Here is a 24383-nt window from a genome sequence, read left to right as displayed (position 1 = left end):
CTGCCCGCAGGTTTCCCTGCGGGCGAGCCTTATCAGATATCACGTAAGGTGCTAAACAGATCTGCCCATTCGCTGTGCTGGCGATAGAAGACCGGCGGCTTGCCGATCGGGGCATCAACGGTCACGTCACCGCCCTGGCAGGTTTCCCCGGTCCACGCATTGACCCAGCTGTCCTGCGGCAGATAGAGCGACCAGTCCCGGCGGCCCTCTTCATGAACCGGTGCCACCAGCAGATCGCGGCCAAACAGGTACTGGTATTTCAGCGTGTAGGCGCGCGCGTCGTCCTCGTAGTGCAGGAACAGCGGACGCATCACCGGCAGGCCGCTTTTCGCGTTCTGCGCAACCGCAGCTTTGATGTACGGCTTCAGGGTGGTAAAGACGGTGGTCATGCGCGCGAAGTGCGCGATGGTTTCCGCATCGCCGTCGAACTGCCAGTTGTCGCCAGGGCGGTTGCCCTCGTGGGTACGCATCATCGGCGTAAAGGCGCTGAAGTCGCACCAGCGCAGCAGCAGTTCCTTGCTGCGCTTCATCTCGAACAGGGTGGTATAGCCGCCGATGTCGCTGTGGTGCAGGCCGTGCCCGGTCATCGCCAGCGACAGCGCCGCAGGGATGACGGACGCCAGGCCGTCGTCCAGGCTCCAGTCGACGTTCTGATCCCCCGCCCACATCATCACCGAGTGCTTCTGGCTGCCGGTGTAGCCCGCGCGCATGAAGAACAGGATCTCCCCGAGCTTGCCGGTCTCCTGAAGCGCTTCGTAGTTACATTTGGCCCACAGGGCAGGCCAGGCGTTATGCATGATCTCTGCGCTCACGCCGTTATGCAGGAAGGTGTCGGTCGGCAGATATTCCCCGAAATCGGCCATCCAGCCGCCGCAGCCCAGTTCGATCAGGTTCTTTTTAATGACCTCTTTGTACCAGCCGTAGGCTTCCGGGTTGGTCAGGTCGATAACGCCCGCGTAGAACTCGCCGAATTCAACGTGGTAGTCCTCACCGTTGGCGTTTTTGGTCAGATAGCCGCGTTTCGCCGCCTCTTCGCAGAGATCTTTATCGCTGGCGACGTACGGGTTGATATAGGAGAGGAACTGTACGCCCTCCTGCTTCCACTGCCCGATCCGCTCATCAAGCTGCGGATAGAGCTCGCTGTTCCACTTCCAGTTCCACATCACGCGTTTGCCGAAGGAGGTCATGCGGATGCCGGACCAGTCCTGCGCCCAGATGCCGTTCACCTTCACGCCGCCCTCGCGCATGGCGTCGAGCTTCTGCTGGCACACCTCGGTGCCGCCCTGGATGCCCAGCGTCACGCCGTCGTAAACCCAGTCCGGCAGCTCCGGCTGACGTCCCAGCAGGCCGGTCAGTTTTTCCAGCAGATCGACGTACGTTTCCGCACATTCGAAGCGCAGCGTGGCGTTATCTTCCCAGAACGCCAGCTCGTGGAAATCCGGCGCGCTGAAGTCAAAGTTCATGTAGCAGCTGTTATCCACGTGGCAGTAGTACTTCTGGGTGCTCACGAAGGTAGGCTGCGGGAAGAAGGTCCAGTAGTAGTCACCACCCGCGTTCTCTTTGCAGTCGGCCTGCCAGGTGACGTAGGTCTGCTTGTTGCGCCCCACGCCCTGCTCGCTGGTCCAAAGCGGGAACGGCTTGCCGCGCAGGTCGAAGTACGAGAACTGCTCGCCGCAGCCGTAGATATGATCTTCCGGCTGCGCCGCCAGCCGCAGCCAGATGCGGTTATGGCCGGGAGCATCATTTTTCAGCTTCAGCTCCAGACGGCCTTCCGCATCCACGGCCACCAGCAGGGTGGCGCTCACCGCATCGCCGCGGGTAAAGCGGATGGCCCAGCCCACGCTTTGCTGCGTGACGGTCGCGTCCGTCAGGGCAATCTTTTCGTTGAGCTTGTCTTTAATGCTGAAGTTGCCGCGAAACATCTCGATATCGGCCTCGCCTGCGCCGATCCACAGGCAAGGCGCTTCTTCAGAGTGGGACAAAATCAAGCGATCCTGCCAGCGCAGGGTGAAGCCTCGTTCGTTATTTTTCAGGTCAATATTGTGTAGGGTACGCATAAAAACTCCGTCTTTATTATTTGGCCTGGCTGTCCAGCAATCCGGCGGCGACGGCAGGCGCTAAGCCCGGCGCCAGCGGCAGGCGGGGGATCACCAGGCAGTGCAGCAGATGGTAAATATCCTGCTTGCCGTCCCAGACTTTGGTGGTCACTTCGTTATTGGTGTCCAGCTCCTGCCACCAGGAACCGTTTTCGTAATCCATCAGGTACTTGATGCAGTAATCCCACCACTTCTGATACCAGGCTTCGTACTGCGCCTCGCCGGTGACGGTGTAAAGCGCGTAAGCTGTGCCCATCGCCTCAACGATCGGCCAGCGCACGCGTTCGCGGACGATAGGCTTGCCGTCCCAGCCCACGGAGTAGACAAACCCGTCGGCGCCGTCGGGTGCCCAGGCGTCGCGGATGGTGGCGTGGAACAGACCTTTTGCATCTTCCAGCAGCCACTCCGGCGGGGTTTCAAAGCGCGCTTCCAGCGCGGCGCGCAGGTGCAGCATCAGGCGGCCCCACTCAATCCAGTGCCCCGGCGTGCCGCCGTAGGCGCGGAAGCGGTGAGCAGGGTTATCGATGTTGTAATCGCGGATCGGGTTCCAGTCGGTGTCGAAATGCTCGTTAACGCGATACTCACCTTTGCGCGCTACGTCGTGAATAATCACCGAGGCGATGCGCAGGGCGCGGTCGAGCCATTTGCGGTCGTGGGTCACGTCATAAACGATCAGGAAGGCTTCCACGGCGTGCATGTTGGCGTTACCGCCGCGGTAATCTTCCGTTTTTCTGAAGGCTTCATCCCAGGACTCAAGGCACATTTGCTCCTGTTCGCTCCAGAAGTAGCGCTCAATCACCTCGATGGCATCGTCCAGCAGCTTGCGTGCCTGCGGGTGTCCTGTGGTGACGGCGCTCGCCGCGCCCAGCAGGACGAAGAAGTGCTGATAGCCCTGCTTGGAGGCGTCAATGACGCCCTCATCGTTTACGCAGGCGTACCAACCGCCGTGCTGTTTGTCGCGCAGCGGGCCGTTGAGGGCATTAATGCCGTGTTCAACCAGGGCATACGCGCCGGGACGGCCCATGTTCGCCGCCACCGCGTACACGTGAAGCATGCGGGCGGTGATCCAAAGATGGGTGCCCATATCGCTGCGCACCTGCCCGTTATTGCCCAGCCAGCCAAAGCCGGTCGGTACGGCGGCGTTTTTGCCGAAAGCAAGAATGCGGTCGGTCTCTTGTTCGAGCCAGCGGTTGTGGCTCAGGGTGTTAAACCATTTCATGTTCGGGTCCTTTCTTAACGGCGAGCCATCATTTCGTCGACGATCTCACCCAGACGCTGAAGTTTTGGTACGGAAATATCACGCAGCATCAGCTCGGTATCCGGCAGGCCAATCACCGATGACCAGACGGCGCGACCGGCTAAAAAGCCCGATGCCCCTGCCTGCATCGCCACGCTCACGGCGCGCGGGAACAGCTTATCGTCCACACCGGAGGAGAGGATCACCCACGGCATGGCGATGTTCTCGTTCAGCTTCTGCGAGGCCGCCAGCAGTTCCTGCTGCGTGCCCTTACCAAACAGCGGCATCTCCACCTTGTAGAGGTCGGCACCGCTGTCGCCCAGCTCTTTAGCCGCATCGATAATCGCCTGTTCGCGGTTAAATTCGGCTCCGCGACGCGGCGGACGCACCACAGGCTCGATAATGCTCAGCAGCCCGTTGTCGTGGCACAGCGTATTGAACGCTTTCACCATCTCCAGGCGCTGCTGCGGATCTTCATCGCTACGCCACAGCACCAGCAACTTCAGCGCCTTGCCGCCGTCGCGTTTGACCGCCTGGGCGTCGATGCTTTTGTCGATCACCACGCTGTCGACCGGAATACCGTTCCCCGGGATAAATTCGTCAGCGGCCACAATCATCGCGCAGCTGTTGGCTACGGCCTGCTGCTCCACAATCTGGCGATAGCAGAACTGCTGGTCGACGAGAATGGCAGAGGCGTACGGCGACAGAATCTTCGCCGCGTTGACTTTAAAATCCGTCAGGTGCTGGTCGGTTACTGGCACCGGCGCGCCTGCGGCGGCAAACATCAGGCGCATCGCTTCGCGCTGATCCACGGCCAGCATTGCAAAACCGCCGGAAGGTCGGGTGATATCTTTCAGGGTGTACATCGTCATTCCTCAGTCCTTTCGTATCAGTGTGATTTTTTCAGCCCGGCAGATGCGCGAACCTGTTCAAGAATGGCCGTCCAGTCTTCGCGCCCGCGCCCGGCGGCGCGAGCCTGGTTGTAAACTTCGCGGGACGCCGCGCCCAGCGGCATCGGAACGTGGAGCTGGTTAGCCACGTCCAGGGCGATCCCCAGATCTTTATGCGCAAGGTCGATCATGAAGGCGGGTGAAAGATCGCCTTTCAGCACCTTGTTCGGCCATGAGGTGGTGAAGTGACCTTTACCCGCCGGCGTGCCGTTCATCACCTTCAGCGCCACCTCAAGGGAGAGGCCAAGTGCTTCACATAGCACGGCCGCCTCGGCGGAAAGCGCGTTCAGGGCGATGCTCATGTAGTTATTAATGAGCTTTACGCGGATGCCCATGCCCGGCCCGCCGGCGTTAATCAGCTCACTGCCCATCGCCATTAAGACGGGGGTGGCGCGTTCCACCTGCTGCGCGGTGCCGCCTGCCAGCAGAAGCAGCGTGCCGGCGATGGCATGGTCGGACGTGCGTCCCACGGGCACGTCCATCAGGCTGAAGCCGCGTTCAGCCATGTCGCGGATCAGCGCGTCGGTTTGCAGCGGGTGGATGGTGGACATATCAATCACCAGCGCGTCGCGGGATAACCCTTCGCACACGCCGTGCTCGCCGAACAGCACGCTGCGCACCAGGTCGCCGTTTGGCAGCATGGTGATGACGAATTCGGCATCCGTTGCGGCCTGAGCAGGCGTAGCCGCCGCCCGTGCGCCGCTCTCTACCAGCGCCTGAACCGCCTGCGGGTTCACGTCAAACACGTTAAGCTGGTGGCCTTGATTCAACAGATTCTTCGCCATTGGCGCGCCCATCTGCCCTAAACCGATAAATGCGATTGCTGACATGCCTCTCTCCTGTCACATCGTGTCAATTTCTGCGCGTTTGTGTTGTCTGTTTTTGATCGTATTTGTAATTTATAGTCAAAAAATTGACACGGGTCACTTTTTAAACATTTGGTGAAATTAAAATGAAGGCATCAGAAATCGCAGAAGGAATCACCATGACTCGCATCGTTTGTGTCGGCATTACCGTGCTGGATCGCATCTGGTATCTCGATGATTTACCTAAGGAAGGTGGGAAATATGTCGCAAAGGACTATACGGAAGTGGGGGGCGGCCCGGCGGCAACTGCGGCTGTGGCGGCGGCAAAACTGGGTGCGGAAGTGGATTTTATTGGCCGGGTGGGGGACGACGATACCGGCAGACGGCTGCTTGCGGAGCTGGAATCCCTGGGGGTGAAGACCCGTTACACCCGCGTATTTAAGGGTGCCCGATCGTCACAATCGGCGGTGCTGGTGGACGCGGGCGGAGAACGAGTGATTGCCAACTATCCCAGCCCCGATCTCCCTGCCACGGCAGACTGGCTGCATGAAATCGACTTCTCGCAATGGGATATCGTGTTAGCAGACGTGCGCTGGCATGACGGGGCAAAACAGGCGTTTACCCTGGCCCGTCAGCAGGGCGTTCCTACTTTGCTTGATGCCGACGTTACCCCGCAGGACATCGCGGAGCTGATAGCCTTAAGCGACCACGCGGCCTTCTCCGCGCCGGGCCTGCGGCGACTAACTCAGTTGGATAAAGCAGAAGATGCTCTTAAAAAAGCACAAATGCTCACAAATGGACATGTGTATGTCACTCAGGGGCGAGACGGCTGCTACTGGCTGGAAAACAGCGCCTTGTGTCATCAATCCGGCTTTGAGGTGAACGTGGTGGATACCACCGGCGCGGGCGACGTTTTCCACGGCGCGCTGGCGTTCAGCCTGGGACAGCAATCCACCGCCGCAGACGCCGTGCGTTTTGCCAGCGCCGTCGCAGCCCTGAAATGCACAAAGCCCGGCGGGCGCGCGGGTATACCCGACTGTGATCAAACCCGCTCTTTTTTGTCACTTTTTGTATAAAATGCGGAGCGTGATGGTTTTCAGAGGACAGCCCATGAGCCTTACCGAACTGACCGGCAACCCGCGTCACGATCAGCTGCTGACGCTGATTGCCGATCGCGGCTATATGAACATTGATGAACTGGCGCAGCTGCTGGACGTGTCGACGCAAACGGTGCGCCGGGATATCCGTAAGCTCAGCGAGCAGGGGCTGATCACGCGTCATCACGGCGGCGCGGGCAGGGCATCCAGCGTGGTAAACACGGCGTTCGAGCAGCGCGAAGTGTCGCTTACCGAAGAGAAGCGGGCGATAGCCGAAGCCATTGCGGACTATATTCCCGATGGCTCAACTATTTTCATCACCATCGGCACGACCGTAGAGCACGTTGCCCGGGCGCTGCTTAACCATAATCATCTGCGCATCATCACCAACAGCCTGCGGGTGGCGCATATTCTGTATAAGAACCCGCGCTTTGAAGTGATGGTGCCGGGCGGCACGCTGCGCCCGCACAACGGCGGCATTATCGGGCCTGCGGCGACGGCGTTTGTGTCTGGTTTTCGGGCGGACTATCTCGTGACCAGCGTCGGTGCGATTGAGCACGACGGCGCGATGATGGAGTTTGACGTGAATGAAGCCAGCGTGGTGAAAACCATGATGGCCCACTCTCGCCACATTTTGCTGGCGGCCGATCATACGAAATTTAACGCATCCGCCGCGGTGGAAATTGGCAACGTGGCGCAGACAACGGCTCTTTTCACCGATGAGATGCCCGGCTCGGCGCTGCAAAATCATCTGAAATCCAGCAAGGTTGAAACGGTGCTGGCCTGTACCAGCGATGATATCGCCTGAAGCAAAAAGCCGCTGATTTCTCAGCGGCTTTTTTGTTATTTGAAGCTGTATTTTATTCCCAGCATTCCCTGCGTATCGCTGTAGCCTTTATCGCCAATCTGCTGTGCCACATTGCCCCAGACGCTAAGCTGCGGGGTAATCTGCCCCTCTACGCCCATCTTTAACTCACCAATATTGCGCGTACCGCGCATCTCATTGCTAACGTCATCCATGCGGATGCGCGTGGTCTGGGTATTGTGGATCCAGTTCGCTTCAATAAACGGCTGGAAGGTGCGTGATTTAGCGTCATCCATCGCGTTATGTCCGCTGATATAGGCCTTCACGCCGAGACGCGTCATCAGGTTGCCCTGGGTTTCGTCTTTCACCCGCGTGCCGTTACGCTCGCGATGGTCGTCAGCCTGCACGTCCATCCAAACGGCCTGCGCCTTCGGCTGGATCCAGTAGCTGTTGCGGCCGCTTTCACCCACCTTAACGCTATAGCCCGCTTCGACAGAGGCGGTTATGCCGCTGGAGCGATAACGCTCGGTCGCCTGGTCCTGCCCCATCACCTTATTGTCAAACCAGTTATACAGCACCCAGCTATCAACGTAGGTGCCGCTTTTATCGGCTTCGTTTGCGTACCAGGTACCGTACAGACCTACGCTATAGCCATTCACTTCGCCACGTGAGTGGTATCCGGTCAGGCTGGAGGCGCTCCGGCTTTGGCTGTTACCGTAGCCCACCATCAGGCCAAGATGCCAGCGGTCCAGGCCATCTGTGCTCCATTGGGCGATATCGCCACCCAACTGCAGCACGTAACGGTTGGCTGTCGTTTTTAGCTGGCCGCTGCCGTCGTTGAAACGCGCATGCCCGCCGACGTTTCGCATCCAAAGGCTCGTCACTTTTTGCTCGCCGGTGAGCATGTCGGTGTACTGCGTTTCACCCAGACGATCGTGCAGGCGGGTCATAAACAGCGTATTTGCCGCATAGCTGTTTGCCTGATAGCTGCCAAATTCTGGGCGATACTGATGCTCGCTTTTCGGCGGCGCAGGTGGCGGTACCGGTTCTTGCGGCGGAATCACCGGGTCGACGGGCGGATCTACCGGGACGACAGGCGGATCTACCGGGACGACAGGCGGGTCGACAGGGTCAACAGGTGGATCCACCGGGTCAACAGGCGGGTCTACCGGTTCAACTGGCGGATCTACCGGGTCAACAGGAGGATCTACCGGGTCGATTGGTGGGTCAACGGGTTCAGCCAGGCTGGTCAGAAACCAGTTCTTACCTTTCTGCACAACGTTATAGTCATAACCCCCCGCTACGATACGGCTGGCCTTCTCAAACGTTCCCTCCGAGTTGCCGCCAACGCTGACTATTTCAATCCCTTCAACGGTTTGTGCGCCTGCACCACCAATGTTGTTTACGTCAACCGCGGTACGACCGGATGTGTTTCCTTCAACAATCAGCCTGTCAGTTTCAGAGGTATCGTCAGACAGCACGGTATTGAAAACCAGCTTGCCGCCGTTGCCTGTGTAATCCTCGTTGATGGTCAGGGTTTGCCAGGCCGCGTCCTCAGCATGCTGGAAATTTATCGTGCCGCCCGCGTTCAGGGTCAGGCTGGTCAGCGTTGAGCTGTCGCGCATATTCCAGACGGCATCATTCATCGTAAGCGCGAGAGTACCGGTCCCGGCAGTGTTGCTTTCTATGTACGATGCTCCGTTCCACAGCGAGCTGTTACCCATTGTCAGCGTAATGGTACTGTTTTGTGCCGGAAGGGTACTATTGGCCGCGACGCCACCTGCGGCGAGGATATCGCCGTTAAGGAGGAATTTTCCGCCTGCAGAGGCATCAATAATTCCGCCATTGCTGGCGTTCAGGGCATAGCTACCCTGGTCGCGCTGGCCTGCGGTGGTAATGGTTGCCCCACCGTCGAGCGTTATCACGCCGCGTGACCAGGCATACATCCCGTGCGGCGCCTGGGCGGAGCTGCTGGTTTTCTCGCTGCTGTTGACCGCAATGGTGACGTTATCTCCCACATTTACCGCTGCTGTGTAAGCGTAGATGCCATGCGCGCTGGCACCGTTGGTGGTGATGGTCGCGCCTTCATCAAGGGTGATGGTTGACGAGCCGGTAGAGTACACGCCGGAGGCATTGGCTGCGTCGGTGGTAATGGTCGCTTTTTTTCCCAGCTCGATTCTGGAGGCAGAACCCGCATACAGGCCGTAGGCCGAGGTGCCATACGTTTCGATGGTGGCCTCATCCCCCAGACGGACGGATGAGCCGCTCTGGTTGGTACGAATCCCCTCGGCGTAGGTACCCCGCGTCACAATATGCGCACGATCGCCGACGACAATGTTATTTTTGGCCTTCGAGGCATCATTCAGTGCATAGGCGCTAATACCGCGACCGGTACTGCCGGTGGTTTCGATATAGAGATCGTCACCCACATAAATATTGGCGGAGCCGAGAGAACCCTGGCTGAAGGAGCTGTACCCGGCATTGATGCCATCGCCGCTTTGGCCATTAACGTAAATGTGGGTGCGGTCGCCGGTAATGATAAACACCGGATTATTCGGCGTGTTCATACCGTGGGTACGAATACCGTCGACATCTTTACCGTTATTGGCAGCCACTTTTGACTGGGTACGAATAGTCAGGTCGTCACCAAATATCACCCCCGGGCTGCCGGACGTGGAGTTCTGAATAACGGTCACGGAGTGCTCAAAGGCTTCCGCCCCCGGCCCTTCGAGAGTGATCCCATCCCCGTAGACTGGAATATTGCCAGGGCTGTACTGGTAGACATAGTTAGGATCGCTGGTATTTTTGCTAAAGTTCGCGTTTGCCGTTGCAGGAATCAGCGCCTGTATTTCCGCAGGCAAATCCGTTACTGCTCCGGTGGCTGGTAAATTAGCAAAATCGATAACTGCAGCATTCGCGGTAAATAGCGCTGACGATAGTGCCAGCGAAATCGCAACGGCGACAGGTGAATGTTTCAATAAATATGGCATAACTGCCCCCTTTCTTTCAGGCGTAAAACATCCTCCACACCATTAAATGTGGGCATGTTAAGAAGTTGAAATTACAAAATAGAAACGAGTATTTTATGAATGCTGGTACCTAACTTCCTCTCTAATCGTATTTTATGAACGTAAATTTTTTTTACATCAATGCTGGTTGTTTTTATTATCTCCCGGAGGCACACCCCTGAAATAAGTCTGTTAAGTAAAGTGAATTCAACAGTGTTCAGGGTATTACCACGCCTGCTGCTCACTCGCCTGCCGGAAAAAAGATGGTTAATTTTTTCCTGCAATATAGCGTCATCGTCATCTGAATAAATAATTCCCTTTATTTCACTGTGGTGAGCGAAAAAATAGTGAGCCAACGCCTCCAGTTTACGGTCCGCGATAAGCACGATGTGCATGTTAGTCATCGCCAGATGTTCAATCCATTGCGGATCGACAAGCAGGCGCAGGTTATACATCGAAAAATCCACAAAAATAAATCCGCGTAATAAATGATTCTTGTTCCCAGACAATATTTTATTTTCTACTGCAAGTTGCAGGAAATGATTTCCCACCGGCCAAACTGCGAAGGAGGCGCTGCCACAGTATTGTGAGCGCACCGTGTTATCCGGAAATAACTGACAGGACAATTCGCAGCTTATACAGCGGACAACCTTTTGAGACGATGTTATCATCCAGTCCACTCCTGTCTTATTTTCATTATCAATATTTCACTGCCTTTCAAATGTGTCAATCTTGAAACATATCCAGCGTTTATGTCGTATTTATGAGAAATAATGCCAAAGAAAATAAATTCCTGGCTGTCTCAATTCTTGCAGGCCGCAGACATAGCGACAGAACATTGATTGTCAGACCTTACCCAGGAATATTCATCAACCCATTAAGATTATTCGGCAAAAACAACCCCGGAAGGAAATTGACGAAATAGCACTAATAGCTAAAGATTCGTCACCTCGATCTGCCTGAACGTCAGTCTTTTCTCAACGTGTGGCTCAATATAATTATTTGGCCTGGTGAAGTGTAATGAAATCTCATTATGTCCTTTTAGCTGAGGCTCACCTAAGAAAACCGACTTGTAATCAATTGAAAAATAATGCGATGTTTCTAATCTTAGGTACAGGTGTGTCGCGCTCTGATCCTTCTGACCTATACTGTTGTTAAATATACGTATGTTTTTTGGGTTTGTGGGGTTAAATATTGTTATTGCAGAGGAAAGTAAAATTGTATCTTATTAACAAGCTGGTCGAGTATGACCCGGAAAACAAAACCCTGGCGAATCATATTACCGGGCGCACGATACATTTGCAGCTTCCTGCCAATCTCTGCTTTCTTTATCTCGTTACCCATCCTGGCGAAATAATTTCGCAAAATCAGTTAATGGTGGTGGGATGGGGTGAGCGTAACGATGTCACCACACCGAATACCTTTTACCAGGCCATTTTGACATTGCGCAATGCGCTGGCTGAGGTGGGGTTACCGCGCGATACGGTAAAAACGATTTCGCGTCGCGGGCTGACGCTTTCCGAAGCCACCCAGGTTGAAGTATTTACCCCAACCGCCGAGCCGGTAATTGCCAGTGAAGACGCGGCAATAGCCGAAGGCACCGCGATGAAGAAGCCGGCGTGGTTAATAATAGCCACCGCTACGCTTTTTCTGATCGCGCTTATTAACGGGGTCATATTATATAAACATCACCAGAACATGCCGTTTAGTCACTACATTCCACTTTCAATGGGCAGCACGACCAACGCTTGCCAACTCTTTTATGCACCTAATGAACATATGCAGGACCATTACCTTCGCTTGTTAAAAAATTATCCCAGCCTGTGTGCCGGAAACCGATACGTTTTTCTCATCGGCTATAGTAAAACGGAGCGAATCGCGGCGTTTGTCTGTAATAACGATGCGCGACATGACGCGGCAGCGTTATGTACCACGCATTATTTTTGGGCGCATGAGCAATGATGACACTCGGGAATCGTATTTTTTTGCTGGCGGCGTTGCTGGGGGCTGCTATTACCAGCGGCTGGCTAGCGTATTCGCATTTTTCGAGTGCGCCGATACGCTGTACAGGTGATGTGGAGTGGACGATTGGTAAAAATCGATTTGTAGGTACAGTTTCATGGCGTATGCAGCATCGGGAAGGGACCGCTGTCATTAACGGTAAACTGTTTGGTCACGTGATTTCTGAAGTCAACCGCACCATCTATTTCCACTACAGCGATCACCAGAACGCGCGCGTATTAAATAACGATCGTATTGTTAAAACCTTCGCCGATAGTGCGGATGAGGCTGATATCAATGCAACGCTACCGGGTTTTTATCGCACGCCGGGAAGAGATCTGAGCCTGATGATTGATGAGTACCGTGGAGCGTGGCTTTTTGCCGCGTCAAACGTCCCTTCGCTGTACTGCCGTAAAAACGCGCCGTAAAAATCATTCGCACACCTTAGACGGCACGCATAGTCAAATCTCGTGATTCCCGCTACAGTTATCTCTCCACGGCGAAAGGAGATAAACATGCTTTATATCTTTGACTTAGGAAACGTAATCGTCGATATCGATTTTAACCGGGTGCTGGGTGCCTGGAGCGACTTTAGCCGTGTGCCGCTGGCGACGTTAAAGCAGGATTTCGCGATGGGTGAGACCTTCCATCAGCATGAACGCGGCGAGATTAGCGATGAAGAGTTTGCTGAACGCTTCTGCCAGGAGATGGGGCTTTCGTTAAGCTATGAACAATTTTCTCACGGCTGGCAGGCGGTATTCGTCGCGATCCGTCCGGAAGTGATCGACATTATGCACAAACTGCGCGAGCAGGGGCACCGGGTGGTCGTGCTGTCTAACACCAACCGTCTGCACACGACCTTCTGGCCAGAGGAATACCCCGAAGTTAAGGCGGCGGCAGATAAGATCTATCTTTCGCAAGAGATGGGTATGCGTAAGCCTGAAGCGCGAATTTATCAGGCTGTTTTGCAGGCAGAGGGATTCACCGCGGCCGATGCGGTCTTTTTCGATGACAACGCCGATAATATAGAGGGAGCTAACCAGTTGGGTATCACGTCAATTCTGGTGACCGGAAAAGAGACGATACCGAACTACTTTGCGAAGCAGTTATGCTAAAAACCGTTCATCAAAAAGCCACGCATCATACTCGCCCGCTGAGGGCCTGGCTGAAGCTGCTCTGGCACCGCATTGATGAGGACAACATGACCACGCTGGCGGGTAACCTCGCCTACGTGTCGTTGCTCTCATTAGTGCCGCTGGTGGCGGTTATCTTTGCGCTCTTTTCCGCTTTCCCGATGTTCGCGGACGTTAGCCTGCAGCTTCGCCATTTCGTCTTCGCGAACTTCATCCCTGCCACCGGGGATGTTATCCAGAACTACATCGAGCAGTTTGTTGCCAACTCCAGCAAAATGACGGCGGTGGGGGCGTGCGGCCTTATCGTCACCGCGTTGCTGCTGATGTACTCCATCGACAGCGCGCTTAACACCATCTGGCGAAGCAAAAAAATCCGTCCTAAGGTCTATTCCTTTGCCGTCTACTGGATGATTTTAACGCTGGGGCCGTTGCTGGCTGGGGCGAGCCTGGCAATCAGTTCGTATCTTCTCTCCTTGCGCTGGGCGAGTGATTTAAACAGCGTGATTGATAACGTGCTGCGTATTTTTCCGCTGATCCTGTCCTGGCTCTCGTTCTGGCTGCTCTATAGCGTTGTACCGACCACGCGCGTGCCTAACCGCGATGCGGTAGTTGGGGCGCTGGTGGCGGCAGTGCTTTTTGAACTGGGTAAAAAAGGGTTTGCCCTTTACATCACCATGTTCCCGTCTTATCAGCTGATTTACGGCGTGCTGGCGGTGATCCCCATTTTGTTTGTCTGGGTTTACTGGACCTGGTGTATCGTCTTGCTTGGTGCCGAAATAACTGTCACTCTCGGCGTATACCGCGAACTTAAAAAAGCAGCAGAAGCTGAAAAACAATTAGAAGCAGACCAACCATGATTGCATTGATACAGCGCGTAACCCGTGCCAGCGTCACCGTGGAGGGAGAGGTGACGGGTGAAATTGGCCCAGGACTTTTGGTGTTGTTAGGTGTCGAAAAGGATGATGACGAACAAAAAGCGAACCGCTTATGCGAGCGCGTGCTGGGCTACCGCATATTCAGCGATGCGGAAGGCAAGATGAATCTGAACGTCCAGCAGGCGGGCGGCAGCGTGCTGGTGGTTTCCCAGTTTACGCTGGCAGCGGATACCGAGCGCGGCATGCGCCCGAGTTTCTCTAAAGGCGCCGCGCCGGATCGTGCAGAAGCACTTTACGAATATTTTGTTGAGCGTTGTCGCCAACAGGAAATGAATACGCAAACCGGACGATTCGCTGCAGATATGCAGGTCTCGCTGGTGAACGATGGCCCCGTCACATTCTGGCTCCAGGTATGAGCATACTTACGGCATGGCCGCGGGTAACAAGAGAGAGTACAGCTATGTATCACCTTCGAGTACCGCAAACGGAAGAAGAGTTAGAAGCGTATTACCAGTTCCGCTGGGAAATGCTGCGCAAGCCACTGCATCAGCCAAAAGGATCTGAACGCGACGCCTGGGATGCGATGGCCCATCATCAGATGGTGATGGACGAAGAGGGTAACCTCGTCGCCGTCGGGCGACTGTATATCAACGCTGATAACGAAGCGTCGATTCGTTTTATGGCGGTTCACCCTTCCGTGCAGGATAAAGGGCTGGGGACGCTAATGGCGATGACGCTGGAGTCCGTCGCCCGTCAGGAAGGCGTTAAGCGCGTCACCTGTAGCGCCCGGGAAGATGCCGTGGAGTTTTTTGCCAAACTCGGTTTTGTTAACCAGGGTGAAATCACCGCTCCGCAAACCACGCCGATTCGCCACTTTTTGATGATCAAACCCATCGCCACGCTGGACGATATTCTTCATCGCGCGGACTGGTGCGGGCAGCTGCAGCAGGCCTGGTATGAACACATCCCTCTGAGTGAAAAGATGGGCGTGCGCATTCAGCAGTACACCGGGCAAAAATTCATTACCACCATGCCGGAAACCGGCAATCAGAACCCTCACCACACCCTGTTTGCCGGCAGCCTGTTTTCCCTGGCGACGCTCACCGGCTGGGGGCTGATCTGGCTAATGCTGCGCGAGCGGCATCTTGGCGGCACCATTATTCTGGCCGATGCCCACATCCGCTACAGTGCGCCTATCAGCGGCAAGCCGAGCGCGGTGGCGGACCTTGGCGCGCTGGGCGGCGATCTTGATCGTCTGGCACGTGGCCGCAAAGCGCGCGTGCAGATGCAGGTTGAGCTGTTCGGCGATGAAACGCCGGGCGCGGTGTTTGAAGGCACCTATATCGTTCTTCCTGCGAAGCCGTATGGGGCGTATGAAGAGGGGGGGAACGAGGAAGAATAACGGTCTTCTGGAAAGCGGCTCGCAAATACACATCGTAGCAGGACGTATCCTTCGCTTTATTCGGCGTATCCCATTAACGTAATCAGCAAGGGGTACGTCATTGACGTACATTAGACATTTGTTACTATAAGCCAATGGCGTATGTTTAATGCTATTCATTGAAACGGACATTTTCACAGAAGACGTCAAAACGTTACTGGATGACGACGAATATCATCGGTTCCAGATATTCCTGGCGACACAACCGGAGTACGGCGATGTTATCCAGAATACGGGAGGCTTGCGAAAGATTCGCTGGCTTGCTGGCGGAAAGGGAAAGCGTGGTGGAGTCAGAGTTATCTATTTTTACCGTACGTGTGAGTTTGAAATCAGACTGCTGCTCATCTATCGCAAAGGGATTAAAGATGACCTGTCTGCGGGGGAGAAAGCTATTCTGAAAAAGATGATAGAGAGGTGGTAAATGGATAAGGCGCTGTTTGAGCGATTAACCCAAAGCGTTGGGCAAATGAACGAGATTGCCGAGGGCCAACGCGAGCCGTCGCGTATCTTTCAAATCGAGGCGATGAAAATAAAAGAAATTCGTCAGGCATCCGGGTTGTCGCAGAGTAAATTCGCGACCTTAATCTCTGTCAGCGTTGATACATTGCGTAACTGGGAACAAGGCAGACGCTCGCCTACAGGCCCGGCTAAAGCGCTTTTGCGCGCTATTGCTAACGATCCTCAACATGTCATCCCTGCGCTATCGCAGTAATTAGCCCGGTTGCACTGAGGCTCACCGGGCTTTTATGGAGATTACTCCCCTTCACCCGGGAACAGGAACGGGTTGATCGAGCTGCGGGCAAAGCCCTCCTGCTCCATCTTCGCATCCAGAATCAGCGAGGCGAGATCGTCCGCCACCGCTTCGACTTTCGGGTCTTTTTCCTGATACAGGATCTTCAGGTAGGTTCCGCAGTCGCCGCAGCTTTCGGCTTTCACCGCCGCGTCTTCATTTTCCAGCGACCAGTAGTTGAGATCGCGAGTCTGCTCGCAGTTGCTGCACTTCACGCGCACCACGTGCCACTCGGTTTCACACAGGTTGCAGTGCAGGTAGCGCAGCCCCTGCGTGGTCCCAATCTGCACCATGCTGGAGACCGGCATTGAGCCGCAGACCGGGCAGAACTGGCGCGCCTCGCCGTATTCGGCGCGGGCTTTGCCCGGCATCAGGCTCGCCATTTGCGCCCAGTAGAGCGACAGCGCGGCCCAGATAAACGGCGCTTTATCGCTGCTGACCAGCGAGAAGTCGGAGGCAAACAGCGCGCTCGCCATCTCTTCCAGCTCCAGGTCGGAGGCTTTTTCCAGATTCTCGATGACCGCCAGCGCCGTGCCGCTCATCTCCGGCTTCAGCTCGGCAATCAGCGAATGCAGCAGCTTATGCCAGTGCTTGTCGCGCGGCAGGACGTGAATATCCAGCGGCGGCTTGCCCTGCTCGTTAGCTTCTTTGATGCGCGCGGTCAGGTCCATTTGCAGCGGGTGGTCGTACAGCACCACCTCCTGCGCATGGGCGACCAGCGCGGCAAAGCGCAGAAAATCGCCCAGCGGGTTGTTCTCTGCCAGCTCGCGCAGACGCTCTGCGCGGCGGTTGTAGAGGTTCTTGAGTCTGGGGAATAACAACGGCGGAATATACTCCGCCGTACGTTTCTCGCTCGACCCCAGCTCATCTTGCGGGATTATGCGAATACTCATTCAGATGACTTTTCCTGTTTCTGGCGGACTTCACGGTACCAGCGCGGGTGATGTTTCTTCGCCCACGTTTTGGTTACCCATCCTTCCACCATCGCGGTAATGGTGCCTTTCACCCAGAGGGCGGCGTAAATATGCACCATGATAACCACAATTAACGCCACTGCGGCAAATGAATGCAGCATTAGCGCAAATCGGATCACCGGGATTGAGAAAGCAGGCGCAAAGTACGGACGCCAGATGATCACGCCGCTCACCAGCAACAGGACCAGGAAGATAATCGCCGCCCAGAATACGCATTTCTGGCCGAAGTTATAACGCCCGGTATCACCCACTTCCTCGTTGACGACGATCTTACGAATATTCTTCGCCCAAAAGATATCATCCCGATTGATTAGGTTATGGTGCCAGTAGCGGAAAAACATGATGATAAACGAGGCAAACATCACCACACCCACGAACGGGTGAAGGATGCGCGCCAGCTGCGGCGTGCCCAGGATCTGCATCAGCCAGTTGAAGGAGGGGAAGAAGAACCCCAGCCCGCTTATCGCCGCCAGCATGAAGCAGAAGGCGGTGACCCAGTGGTTGATGCGTTCCGGCGCGGTGTAGCGCACGATGGTGTCACGTTTTCTCATTTGCGCACCTCGTCTTTCTCTTCATGCAGGTTGTCGTCTTCCTCTTCCGCACGGTTCGGACCGACGCCGACGTAGTGGAAGATGCTCGCTGCGAAGGTGGCAGCAAAGCCCACCGCGGCCAGCGGTTTCCAGATGCCTTTCCAGAACTTCACGGTGGCGCTGATTTCCGGGTTCTCCGGCAGGCCGTGATACAGGTTCGGCTTGTCGGCGTGGTGCAGCACGTACATCACGTGCGTACCGCCAACCCCGGCCGGATCGTACAGGCCCGCGTTGTCGTAACCACGGGTTTTCAACTCGCCCACGCGCTCTGCCGCCAGCGTTTTCATATCCTCTTTGGAGCCAAAGTGGATAGCGCCGGTTGGGCAGGTCTTCACGCATGCAGGCTCCTGGCCCACGTTAACGCGGTCCACGCACAGGGTGCATTTGTAGACGCGGTTGTCTTCCGGGTTCAGGCGCGGCACGTCGAACGGACAGCCCGCGATGCAGTAGCCGCAGCCAATGCACTGCTCGGACTGGAAGTCGACGATGCCGTTGGCATACTGAATGATAGCCCCTTCTGACGGACACGCCTTCAGGCAGCCCGGATCCGCGCAGTGCATACAGCCGTCTTTGCGGATAAGCCATTCCAGTTTGTCGTTCTGCTCCACTTCCGAGAAACGCATTACCGTCCAGGACTTGGCGGTCAGGTCTGCCGGGTTGTCGTACACCCCGACGTTGTGACCCACTTCGTCACGGATGTCGTTCCACTCAGAGCAGGCCACCTGACAGGCTTTACAGCCGATACAGGTGGTCACGTCGATCAGCTTCGCCACTTCCTGCTGGTGGTCCCGCGCCTGAGGCGCGGGCGTGAAACCGTTAGTCGCGGAACGACGGATAATGTCTTGAGATTGATAAGCCATAAGTCGTCTCCGTTACACCTTTTCCACGTTCACGAGGAAGGCCTTAAACTCCGGCGTCTGCGTGTTCGCATCACCGACGAACGGCGTCAGGGTGTTCGCAATGAACCCTTTCTTCGCCACGCCCTCATAACCCCAGTGAATTGGGATGCCGATGGTATCCACCTGCTGACCGTGAACGTTCAGCGTGCGAATACGCTTGGTCACCACCGCCTTGGCCTTGATGTAGCCGCGGTTAGAGGAGACCTTCACGGTATCGCCATGGGCAATGCCGAGCTTGTTCGCCAGCTTCTCGCCGATCTCCACAAACTGTTCCGGCTGCGCGATGGCGTTAAGCAGCGCGTGCTTGGTCCAGTAATGGAAGTGTTCGGTCAGACGGTAGGTGGTGCCCACGTACGGGAACTTGTCTTTTTTACCCAGCGCTTCAAAGTCGCCCTTGAAGATACGCGCTGCCGGGTTAGAGACCACGTTCGGGTGCAGCGGGTTGGTGCCCAGCGGCGTCTCAAACGGCTCGTAATGTTCCGGGAACGGCCCTTCCGCCATCTTATCGATAGCAAACAGACGGCCCATCCCTTCAGGCTGCATGATAAACGGCCCGACGTCGCTGCCTGGTGCGGCAGTGCTGTAGTCCGGAATATCCACGCCGCCCCATTTCGCGCCGTCCCACTTCAGCAACTGACGCTTCGGATCCCACGGGTTACCCTGCGGGTCAGCGGAGGCACGGTTATAGAGGATGCGGCGGTTCAGCGGCCATGCCCATGCCCAGCCCAGCGTATTGCCGAGGCCCGACGGGTCGGCGTTGTCACGGTTGGCCATCTGGTTGCCTTTCGGCGTCCAGCTACCGGCAAAGATCCAGCAGCCGCTGGAGGTGGTACCGTCATCGCGCAGGTGGGCGAAGGTGCTGAGCTGGTCGCCTTTCTTCGCCAGAACCGCGCCGGTGACCGGGTCGATAACGTCCGCCAGCGCCTTACCGTTGCTCTCCATGGCCACTTCTTCCGGCGCAGGATTTTCCGGCGTCGAGTAGTTCCAGGTCATGTTCAGCACCGGCTCAGGGTTCGCGCCGCCTTCTGCCGCATACATCTTACGCAGGCGTAAGAAGATACCGGCCAGGATCTCGCCGTCGTTCATGGCGATGCCCGGGGCGTCCGCGCCTTTCCAGTGCCACTGCAGCCAGCGGCCGGAGTTGACGATAGAACCGTTCTCTTCCGCGAAGCAGGTAGACGGCAGGCGGAACACTTCGGTCTGAATCTTCGACGGATCGACGTCGTTCGACTCGCCGTGGTTCTGCCAGAAGGTCGAGGTCTCGGTGTTGAGCGGGTCAATCGTTACCAGGAACTTCAGCTTCGAGAGAGACTCGACAACCTTGTTCTTGTTCGGGAACGACGCCACCGGGTTAAAGCCCTGGCAGATATAGCCGTTGACCTGGCCCTGGTGCATCATTTCGAAGTACTGGAGAACGTCGTAACCTTTGTCCCACTTCGGCAGCCAGTCAAAGCCCCAGCTGTTTTCCGCCGTCGCTTTGTCGCCGTAGAAGGCTTTCATCAGCGAGACGAAGAACTTCGGATAGTTGCCCCAGTAGTTCACCTGGCCTTCGAGCAGCGGTTTTGGCGTGCTGGCCGTCAGGTAGGTCTGCAGGTCAGTCTGTTTCTCGCTTGGCAGGTTCATGTAACCCGTCAGGCTCTGAGACAGCAGGCCGAGGTCGGTCAAACCCTGGATGTTAGAGTGACCGCGCAGGGCATTCACGCCGCCGCCTGCCATCCCCATGTTGCCGAGCAGCAGCTGCACCATTGCCATCGTACGGATGTTCTGCGCGCCGATGGAGTGCTGCGTCCAGCCGAGTGCATACAGGAACGACGCGGTTTTGTCCTTCGCGCTGGTCTCCGCGATCAGCTCGCAGACCTTCAGGAAGTCCGCCTTCGGCGTGCCGCAGATGTTCTCAACAACGTCCGGCGTGTAGCGGGAAACGTGCTCTTTCAGCAGGTTCCATACGCAGCGCGGGTGTTGAAGAGTGGTGTCGCGCTTCGCAAAGCCTTTCTCATCCAGCTCGTAGTTCCAGCTGGTTTTGTCGTACTTGCGTTTTTCAGCGTCGTAACCGCTAAACAGGCCATCTTCGAAGTGGTAATCCTCACGCACGATCAGGCTGGCGTTGGTATAGGCTTCGGTGTATTCGCGGTTGTATTTTTCGTGGGTTATCAGGTACAGCAGTACGCCTGACAGGAAAGTAATGTCAGTACCTGAACGAATAGGGGTGTAGAAATCCGCCACTGACGCAGTACGCGTGAAGCGGGGATCGATCACAATCAGTTTCGCACCGTTGTGGATTTTGGCTTCCATCGCCCAGCGGAACCCGACCGGGTGCGCTTCAGCGGCGTTACCGCCCATCACCACAATGAGGTTGGCGTTCTTGATGTCGACCCAGTGGTTGGTCATCGCACCGCGACCAAATGTTGGAGCAAGACTTGCTACCGTTGGTCCGTGTCAGACACGCGCCTGGTTGTCGACCGCGAGCATACCGAGTGCGCGCGTGAATTTCTGGGTTAAATAGCCGGTTTCGTTGCTGGAGGCAGAAGCACACAGCATCCCGGTGGAGAGCCAGCGGTTGACCGTGACGCCGTCGGCGTTCTTCTCAATAAAGTTGGCATCGCGGTCTTCTTTAATATGTTTTGCGATGCGGTCAAACGCCTCTTCCCAGCTGATTTGCTGCCATTTATCGGAGCCAGGCGCGCGATATTCCGGGAATTTCAGACGGCTTTCGGAGTGGATAAAGTCCACCAGACCGGCCCCTTTCGGGCACAGCGCGCCGCGGTTGACCGGATGGTCCGGGTCGCCTTCGATATGGAAAATAGACGCTTTGGCGTTTTTCGCACCGTCGCCGAGGCTATACATCAACAGCCCACAGCCGACGGAGCAGTACGTACAGGTGTTACGGGTTTCGCGGGTGCGCAGCAGTTTGTACTGCCGCGTTTCCGCCAGCGCTACGCCGGGCGCAAAGCCCAGTGCCGCCGCCGTGGTGCCTGCCATACCGCCAGCGCAGATCTTAAAGAACTGCCTTCTGCTGACCTGCATGGGTCACTCCTTGTTCGACATTGCTTATATATGTAGTTTTAACTTCGCGGTTGAGAATTGACCGCAAAGGAGAAAAATTTGCGTTAATCCCTCATTTCTCCGAGGGATATCATCAGAATACCACAATGTCGGTATACCTGTTCCAACGGCGTTAATACAAAGTGAACGTATTATCACTGTGTTGATTATAAAGTGTGACACTGATCACACTATAAGCTCTGCATGTTAAAGGGGTGTAGCGGGGGTCGAGTTGCACCTCTTCTTAATGAGTAGGACAATGAGTGTCGAAAAGTTGATCCATACTATGCGTAAGGCCTGCGGTTTATGCTGCAATAGCAGGCTTACTTCCGTGGTTGTTCAGGAATACCGCTGTGTCTAAACAAAACCGTGCTACCCGCTCATCGCCACTGCCTGCGGGCATTGTGGAAATGTCGGTACGCAGACCGCCCCACATTACCCATGCCACACCCGATTTTCTGGCTGAAGAAGTGCCCGTTGCCCTCGTTTACAACGGTATTTCGCACGTGGTGATGATGGCCTCACCCAAAGATCTCGAACTGTTCGCCATCGGTTTTTCCCTCTCAGAAGGCATCATTTCGCACCCGCAGGAGATCTACGGCATGGACGTGGTTCAGGCGTTTAACGGTCTTGAAGTGCAAATCGAACTCTCCAGCCGCCGCTTTATGGGGCTGAAAGAGCGCCGCCGCGCGCTGGCCGGGCGTACCGGGTGCGGTGTCTGTGGTGTTGAGCAGCTTAATGATATTGGCAAGCCCGTTGCGCCACTGCCGTTTACCCAGACCTTCAATCTGGCACATCTCGACCGTGCGCTGGAAAATCTCAACGATGTTCAGCCCATCGGCCAACTGAGCGGCTGCACGCACGCGGCGGCGTGGGTATTGCCGTCAGGAGATATTGCTGGAGGGCATGAGGACGTGGGCCGCCACGTCGCGCTCGACAAGCTATTAGGCCGTCGTGCGGGGGAGAGCGATCTCTGGCAGCAGGGCGCGGCGCTTGTTTCCAGCCGCGCCAGCTATGAGATGGTGCAGAAGTCCGCGATGTGCGGCGTGGAAATTTTGTTTGCGGTGTCGGCGGCAACCACGCTGGCGGTGGAGGTGGCGGAGCGCTGCAATCTGACGCTGGTGGGGTTCTGCAAGCCGGGCAGGGCGACGATTTATACCCATCCGCAGCGGTTAATGGTTGATCAGTAATTTTGAACGATAATAGCAAATCCTTCCGCTTTTAGTTGTTCAGGATGAGGGCTAGTATTTATCTCATCAAGGCACGGTGCCTTACCTAAACAACTTAATGAAAGGGTTTATATCATGAAAAGCATCAAAACTTTTGTCGCTGTAATCGCTCTGGCTACTTCTTTCGGTTCTTTCGCTGCACAGACAGTGACCGCCTCTGCTTCCACCATTGATAGCGCAGAAGCGAAAATCGCGGCTCAGGCTCAGGAAGCGGGCGCGTCATCCTACAAAATTACCCAGGCGTTCACCGGTAACCGCGTACACATGACCGCTGAACTGAACAAATAATTTCGCTATACCGTCGAAAGAGCGCCCCTGGGGCGCTTTTTTAGTTTATACCCGCCAGACGCAGCAGCGCCGTCACCACCGCCGCCGCGACGATCACCACAATTAACGGCATTTTTCGCCATGCCAGGAACACCGCGAACCCCACACCCAGCACGCGCGCCATGCCCGCAAAATGTTCCCCTTCATAAAACGTGGTCGCCAGCGCGACGGAGAACAGCAAAACGGTAGCCGCATCGGAAAGCAGCGCCTGCGATCGTTCAGAGAGAGCCAGCCGGTTGCCCAGCTTTGCCCCGCCGAGACGCATCAGGTAGGTTCCGGCAGAAAGAATGGCGATGCCGAGAATAAAAAACGTCATGTTTTCCATTATTTTTTCCTCGCAGCGAGACCGAGTAACGAGAGCAGAACCGGTAAACCCACCGGGGCAAACGGCACGGCAGCCAGTGATAGCGCGGCACCGCTGCAGGCGCGGATCAGCGTGGTACGGTTTTTAAACGCGGGTACCACTAACGCCAGCAGGATCGCCGGAAACACCGCGTCCAGCCCGATGGTCTCCGGGTCCGGCAGCAGTTTACCGACCATGGCACCCAACAGCGCCCCCACCGGCCAGATAATCGCCACGCCTAAACCGCACAGCCAGTAGGCCGCTTTACGCTGCTCGGGCGTTTTTTGCGACAGGCCAAACACCACGCTTTCATCGTTCATGATGTGACAGCCGAGATAGCTCAAACCCCGTTTGCCCACCAGTTCACGCACCGTCACGCCAAACGGCACATGGCGCGCGTTGACCAGCAAACCGGCGGCCGCTGCCGCCAGCGGGTTACCTCCGCTTGCCACAATGCCGATAAACATAAACTCGGATGCGCCCGCCAGCACCGTGAGGGAAAGCACAAACGGCACCCACAGCGGAAAACCGTAGGCCATCGCCAGGGAGCCGTAAGACATGCCGACCACGCCTACCGCGAGGCAGACCAAAATTATCGCTTTTATCGTGTCGCCTTTCAGGCAAGAGAGGGGATTCTTCATATCATTTTAGCCATATCGAACGTATTTCCATTATAATGAACGCATCAAAATCGTTTTACAAGATGAACGAATCGTTCGTTATAGAGAGACAGAGGCCGT

General features: G+C 56.0%; 24 protein-coding genes. 12 read left to right on the top strand and 12 right to left on the bottom strand.

Annotation, left to right across the window (positions count from 1 at the left end):
• Nucleotides 1–32: 32 nt before the first annotated feature.
• Genes INF73_RS00905 through yihU form a run of 4 tightly spaced genes read right to left on the bottom strand, consistent with a single transcriptional unit; the run spans nt 33 to nt 5113 of the window.
• A complete protein-coding gene (locus INF73_RS00905; RefSeq protein ID WP_193542540.1) occupies nt 33–2057 on the bottom strand; it encodes an alpha-glucosidase in 2025 nt (674 codons plus the stop codon).
• Between the two features lie 16 nt (nt 2058–2073).
• Nucleotides 2074–3315 carry a sulfoquinovose isomerase gene (gene yihS, locus INF73_RS00900; protein ID WP_193542542.1) on the bottom strand — a complete coding sequence of 414 codons (1242 nt, stop codon included), beginning with the start codon at nt 3313–3315 and terminating at the stop codon, nt 2074–2076.
• Between the two features lie 14 nt (nt 3316–3329).
• On the bottom strand, nt 3330–4205 hold the full coding sequence (gene yihT / locus INF73_RS00895; RefSeq protein WP_045260226.1) for a sulfofructosephosphate aldolase: 876 nt from the start codon (nt 4203–4205) through the stop codon (nt 3330–3332).
• Nucleotides 4206–4222: 17 nt separating this feature from the next.
• Nucleotides 4223–5113 (bottom strand): sulfolactaldehyde 3-reductase, encoded by an 891-nt coding sequence (yihU, locus tag INF73_RS00890; protein WP_193542544.1) that lies wholly within the window; start codon nt 5111–5113, stop codon nt 4223–4225.
• 155 nt (nt 5114–5268) lie between these two features.
• Between yihU and INF73_RS00885 the strand changes: the two genes are divergently transcribed.
• Together INF73_RS00885 and INF73_RS00880 are read left to right on the top strand one after the other, a co-directional pair.
• Nucleotides 5269–6165: a sugar kinase gene (locus INF73_RS00885; protein WP_193542546.1), complete on the top strand. Its 897-nt coding sequence runs from the start codon at nt 5269–5271 to the stop codon at nt 6163–6165.
• 34 nt (nt 6166–6199) lie between these two features.
• A complete protein-coding gene (locus INF73_RS00880; protein WP_032644939.1) occupies nt 6200–6994 on the top strand; it encodes a DeoR/GlpR family DNA-binding transcription regulator in 795 nt (264 codons plus the stop codon).
• A 35-nt stretch (nt 6995–7029) separates the two neighbouring features.
• On the opposite strand, the gene INF73_RS00875 is transcribed toward INF73_RS00880, so the two are convergent.
• Together INF73_RS00875 and INF73_RS00870 are read right to left on the bottom strand one after the other, a co-directional pair.
• On the bottom strand, nt 7030–9981 hold the full coding sequence (locus INF73_RS00875; protein ID WP_193542548.1) for an autotransporter outer membrane beta-barrel domain-containing protein: 2952 nt from the start codon (nt 9979–9981) through the stop codon (nt 7030–7032).
• A 71-nt stretch (nt 9982–10052) separates the two neighbouring features.
• Nucleotides 10053–10670 (bottom strand): transcriptional regulator, encoded by a 618-nt coding sequence (locus INF73_RS00870; RefSeq protein ID WP_049001388.1) that lies wholly within the window; start codon nt 10668–10670, stop codon nt 10053–10055.
• 547 nt (nt 10671–11217) lie between these two features.
• On the opposite strand from INF73_RS00870, the gene INF73_RS00865 reads away from it, so the two are divergent.
• The 8 genes from INF73_RS00865 to nadS all read left to right on the top strand — a co-directional run bounded on the left by INF73_RS00865 (nt 11218) and on the right by nadS (nt 16161).
• On the top strand, nt 11218–11961 hold the full coding sequence (locus tag INF73_RS00865) for a winged helix-turn-helix domain-containing protein (protein WP_048959977.1): 744 nt from the start codon (nt 11218–11220) through the stop codon (nt 11959–11961).
• Nucleotides 11958–12428 (top strand): hypothetical protein, encoded by a 471-nt coding sequence (locus INF73_RS00860; protein ID WP_193542550.1) that lies wholly within the window; start codon nt 11958–11960, stop codon nt 12426–12428. Before INF73_RS00865 ends, INF73_RS00860 begins: the two co-directional genes overlap by 4 nt.
• Before the next feature lie 87 nt (nt 12429–12515).
• Nucleotides 12516–13115 (top strand): glucose-1-phosphatase, encoded by a 600-nt coding sequence (gene yihX, locus INF73_RS00855; protein ID WP_045260234.1) that lies wholly within the window; start codon nt 12516–12518, stop codon nt 13113–13115.
• On the top strand, nt 13109–13990 hold the full coding sequence (locus INF73_RS00850; protein ID WP_045260235.1) for a virulence factor BrkB family protein: 882 nt from the start codon (nt 13109–13111) through the stop codon (nt 13988–13990). Before yihX ends, INF73_RS00850 begins: the two co-directional genes overlap by 7 nt.
• Nucleotides 13987–14424 carry a D-aminoacyl-tRNA deacylase gene (gene dtd / locus INF73_RS00845; protein ID WP_008501836.1) on the top strand — a complete coding sequence of 146 codons (438 nt, stop codon included), beginning with the start codon at nt 13987–13989 and terminating at the stop codon, nt 14422–14424. The genes INF73_RS00850 and dtd overlap by 4 nt, the downstream gene beginning before the upstream one ends.
• A 44-nt stretch (nt 14425–14468) precedes the next feature.
• A complete protein-coding gene (fabY, locus tag INF73_RS00840; RefSeq protein WP_028014875.1) occupies nt 14469–15410 on the top strand; it encodes a fatty acid biosynthesis protein FabY in 942 nt (313 codons plus the stop codon).
• Between the two features lie 148 nt (nt 15411–15558).
• Nucleotides 15559–15870 (top strand): hypothetical protein, encoded by a 312-nt coding sequence (locus INF73_RS00835; RefSeq protein ID WP_047366784.1) that lies wholly within the window; start codon nt 15559–15561, stop codon nt 15868–15870.
• Nucleotides 15871–16161, top strand: coding sequence for a NadS family protein (gene nadS, locus INF73_RS00830; RefSeq protein WP_193542552.1), 291 nt, complete (start codon nt 15871–15873; stop codon nt 16159–16161).
• A 41-nt stretch (nt 16162–16202) separates the two neighbouring features.
• Here the strand turns inward: nadS and fdhE are convergent, their stop codons facing one another.
• From fdhE to fdnG, 4 genes are read right to left on the bottom strand one after another with little or no spacing between them, the layout of a single operon-like run.
• A complete protein-coding gene (fdhE, locus tag INF73_RS00825; protein WP_193542554.1) occupies nt 16203–17132 on the bottom strand; it encodes a formate dehydrogenase accessory protein FdhE in 930 nt (309 codons plus the stop codon).
• Nucleotides 17129–17764 carry a formate dehydrogenase cytochrome b556 subunit gene (fdoI, locus tag INF73_RS00820; RefSeq protein ID WP_015569914.1) on the bottom strand — a complete coding sequence of 212 codons (636 nt, stop codon included), beginning with the start codon at nt 17762–17764 and terminating at the stop codon, nt 17129–17131. Before fdoI ends, fdhE begins: the two co-directional genes overlap by 4 nt.
• Nucleotides 17761–18663, bottom strand: a complete 903-nt coding sequence (gene fdxH, locus INF73_RS00815; protein ID WP_014072386.1) for a formate dehydrogenase subunit beta — start codon at nt 18661–18663, stop codon at nt 17761–17763. Before fdxH ends, fdoI begins: the two co-directional genes overlap by 4 nt.
• 12 nt (nt 18664–18675) lie before the next feature.
• The gene (fdnG, locus tag INF73_RS00810; protein WP_193542555.1) at nt 18676–21726 is read right to left on the bottom strand and encodes a formate dehydrogenase-N subunit alpha; all 3051 of its coding nucleotides are present in this window, start codon (nt 21724–21726) and stop codon (nt 18676–18678) included.
• A gap of 371 nt (nt 21727–22097) precedes the next feature.
• On the opposite strand from fdnG, the gene fdhD reads away from it, so the two are divergent.
• On the top strand, nt 22098–22934 hold the full coding sequence (gene fdhD, locus INF73_RS00805) for a formate dehydrogenase accessory sulfurtransferase FdhD (RefSeq protein ID WP_193542558.1): 837 nt from the start codon (nt 22098–22100) through the stop codon (nt 22932–22934).
• 114 nt (nt 22935–23048) lie between these two features.
• The gene (locus INF73_RS00800; protein WP_028014869.1) at nt 23049–23261 is read left to right on the top strand and encodes a DUF1471 domain-containing protein; all 213 of its coding nucleotides are present in this window, start codon (nt 23049–23051) and stop codon (nt 23259–23261) included.
• Between the two features lie 40 nt (nt 23262–23301).
• Here the strand turns inward: INF73_RS00800 and INF73_RS00795 are convergent, their stop codons facing one another.
• The gene (locus INF73_RS00795; RefSeq protein ID WP_193542560.1) at nt 23302–23625 is read right to left on the bottom strand and encodes an AzlD domain-containing protein; all 324 of its coding nucleotides are present in this window, start codon (nt 23623–23625) and stop codon (nt 23302–23304) included.
• Entirely contained in the window at nt 23625–24284 is a 660-nt protein-coding gene (locus tag INF73_RS00790) for an AzlC family ABC transporter permease (RefSeq protein WP_028014867.1), read from the bottom strand. The genes INF73_RS00795 and INF73_RS00790 overlap by 1 nt, the downstream gene beginning before the upstream one ends.
• Nucleotides 24285–24383 lie beyond the last annotated feature (99 nt).

The sequence above is a fragment of the Enterobacter cloacae complex sp. P6RS genome (assembly GCF_014982245.1).
Taxonomy (GTDB): Bacteria; Pseudomonadota; Gammaproteobacteria; order Enterobacterales; family Enterobacteriaceae; genus Enterobacter; species Enterobacter bugandensis.
This window is presented reverse-complemented; position numbering and strand designations above follow the sequence as displayed.

Coding starts and splice junctions, on each gene's coding strand:
- INF73_RS00850 (WP_045260235.1), top strand. CDS start 13,109: ATGCTAAAAACCGTTCATCAAAAAGCCACGCATCATACTCGCCCGCTG.
- INF73_RS00880 (WP_032644939.1), top strand. CDS start 6,200: ATGAGCCTTACCGAACTGACCGGCAACCCGCGTCACGATCAGCTGCTG.
- fabY (WP_028014875.1), top strand. CDS start 14,469: ATGTATCACCTTCGAGTACCGCAAACGGAAGAAGAGTTAGAAGCGTAT.
- yihS (WP_193542542.1), bottom strand. CDS start 3,315: ATGAAATGGTTTAACACCCTGAGCCACAACCGCTGGCTCGAACAAGAG.
- INF73_RS00870 (WP_049001388.1), bottom strand. CDS start 10,670: ATGATAACATCGTCTCAAAAGGTTGTCCGCTGTATAAGCTGCGAATTG.
- fdoI (WP_015569914.1), bottom strand. CDS start 17,764: ATGAGAAAACGTGACACCATCGTGCGCTACACCGCGCCGGAACGCATC.
- INF73_RS00790 (WP_028014867.1), bottom strand. CDS start 24,284: ATGAAGAATCCCCTCTCTTGCCTGAAAGGCGACACGATAAAAGCGATA.
- yihT (WP_045260226.1), bottom strand. CDS start 4,205: ATGACGATGTACACCCTGAAAGATATCACCCGACCTTCCGGCGGTTTT.
- dtd (WP_008501836.1), top strand. CDS start 13,987: ATGATTGCATTGATACAGCGCGTAACCCGTGCCAGCGTCACCGTGGAG.
- yihU (WP_193542544.1), bottom strand. CDS start 5,113: ATGTCAGCAATCGCATTTATCGGTTTAGGGCAGATGGGCGCGCCAATG.
- INF73_RS00835 (WP_047366784.1), top strand. CDS start 15,559: ATGCTATTCATTGAAACGGACATTTTCACAGAAGACGTCAAAACGTTA.
- INF73_RS00905 (WP_193542540.1), bottom strand. CDS start 2,057: ATGCGTACCCTACACAATATTGACCTGAAAAATAACGAACGAGGCTTC.
- INF73_RS00885 (WP_193542546.1), top strand. CDS start 5,269: ATGACTCGCATCGTTTGTGTCGGCATTACCGTGCTGGATCGCATCTGG.
- INF73_RS00860 (WP_193542550.1), top strand. CDS start 11,958: ATGATGACACTCGGGAATCGTATTTTTTTGCTGGCGGCGTTGCTGGGG.
- INF73_RS00795 (WP_193542560.1), bottom strand. CDS start 23,625: ATGGAAAACATGACGTTTTTTATTCTCGGCATCGCCATTCTTTCTGCC.
- nadS (WP_193542552.1), top strand. CDS start 15,871: ATGGATAAGGCGCTGTTTGAGCGATTAACCCAAAGCGTTGGGCAAATG.
- fdxH (WP_014072386.1), bottom strand. CDS start 18,663: ATGGCTTATCAATCTCAAGACATTATCCGTCGTTCCGCGACTAACGGT.
- INF73_RS00800 (WP_028014869.1), top strand. CDS start 23,049: ATGAAAAGCATCAAAACTTTTGTCGCTGTAATCGCTCTGGCTACTTCT.
- yihX (WP_045260234.1), top strand. CDS start 12,516: ATGCTTTATATCTTTGACTTAGGAAACGTAATCGTCGATATCGATTTT.
- fdhE (WP_193542554.1), bottom strand. CDS start 17,132: ATGAGTATTCGCATAATCCCGCAAGATGAGCTGGGGTCGAGCGAGAAA.
- INF73_RS00875 (WP_193542548.1), bottom strand. CDS start 9,981: ATGCCATATTTATTGAAACATTCACCTGTCGCCGTTGCGATTTCGCTG.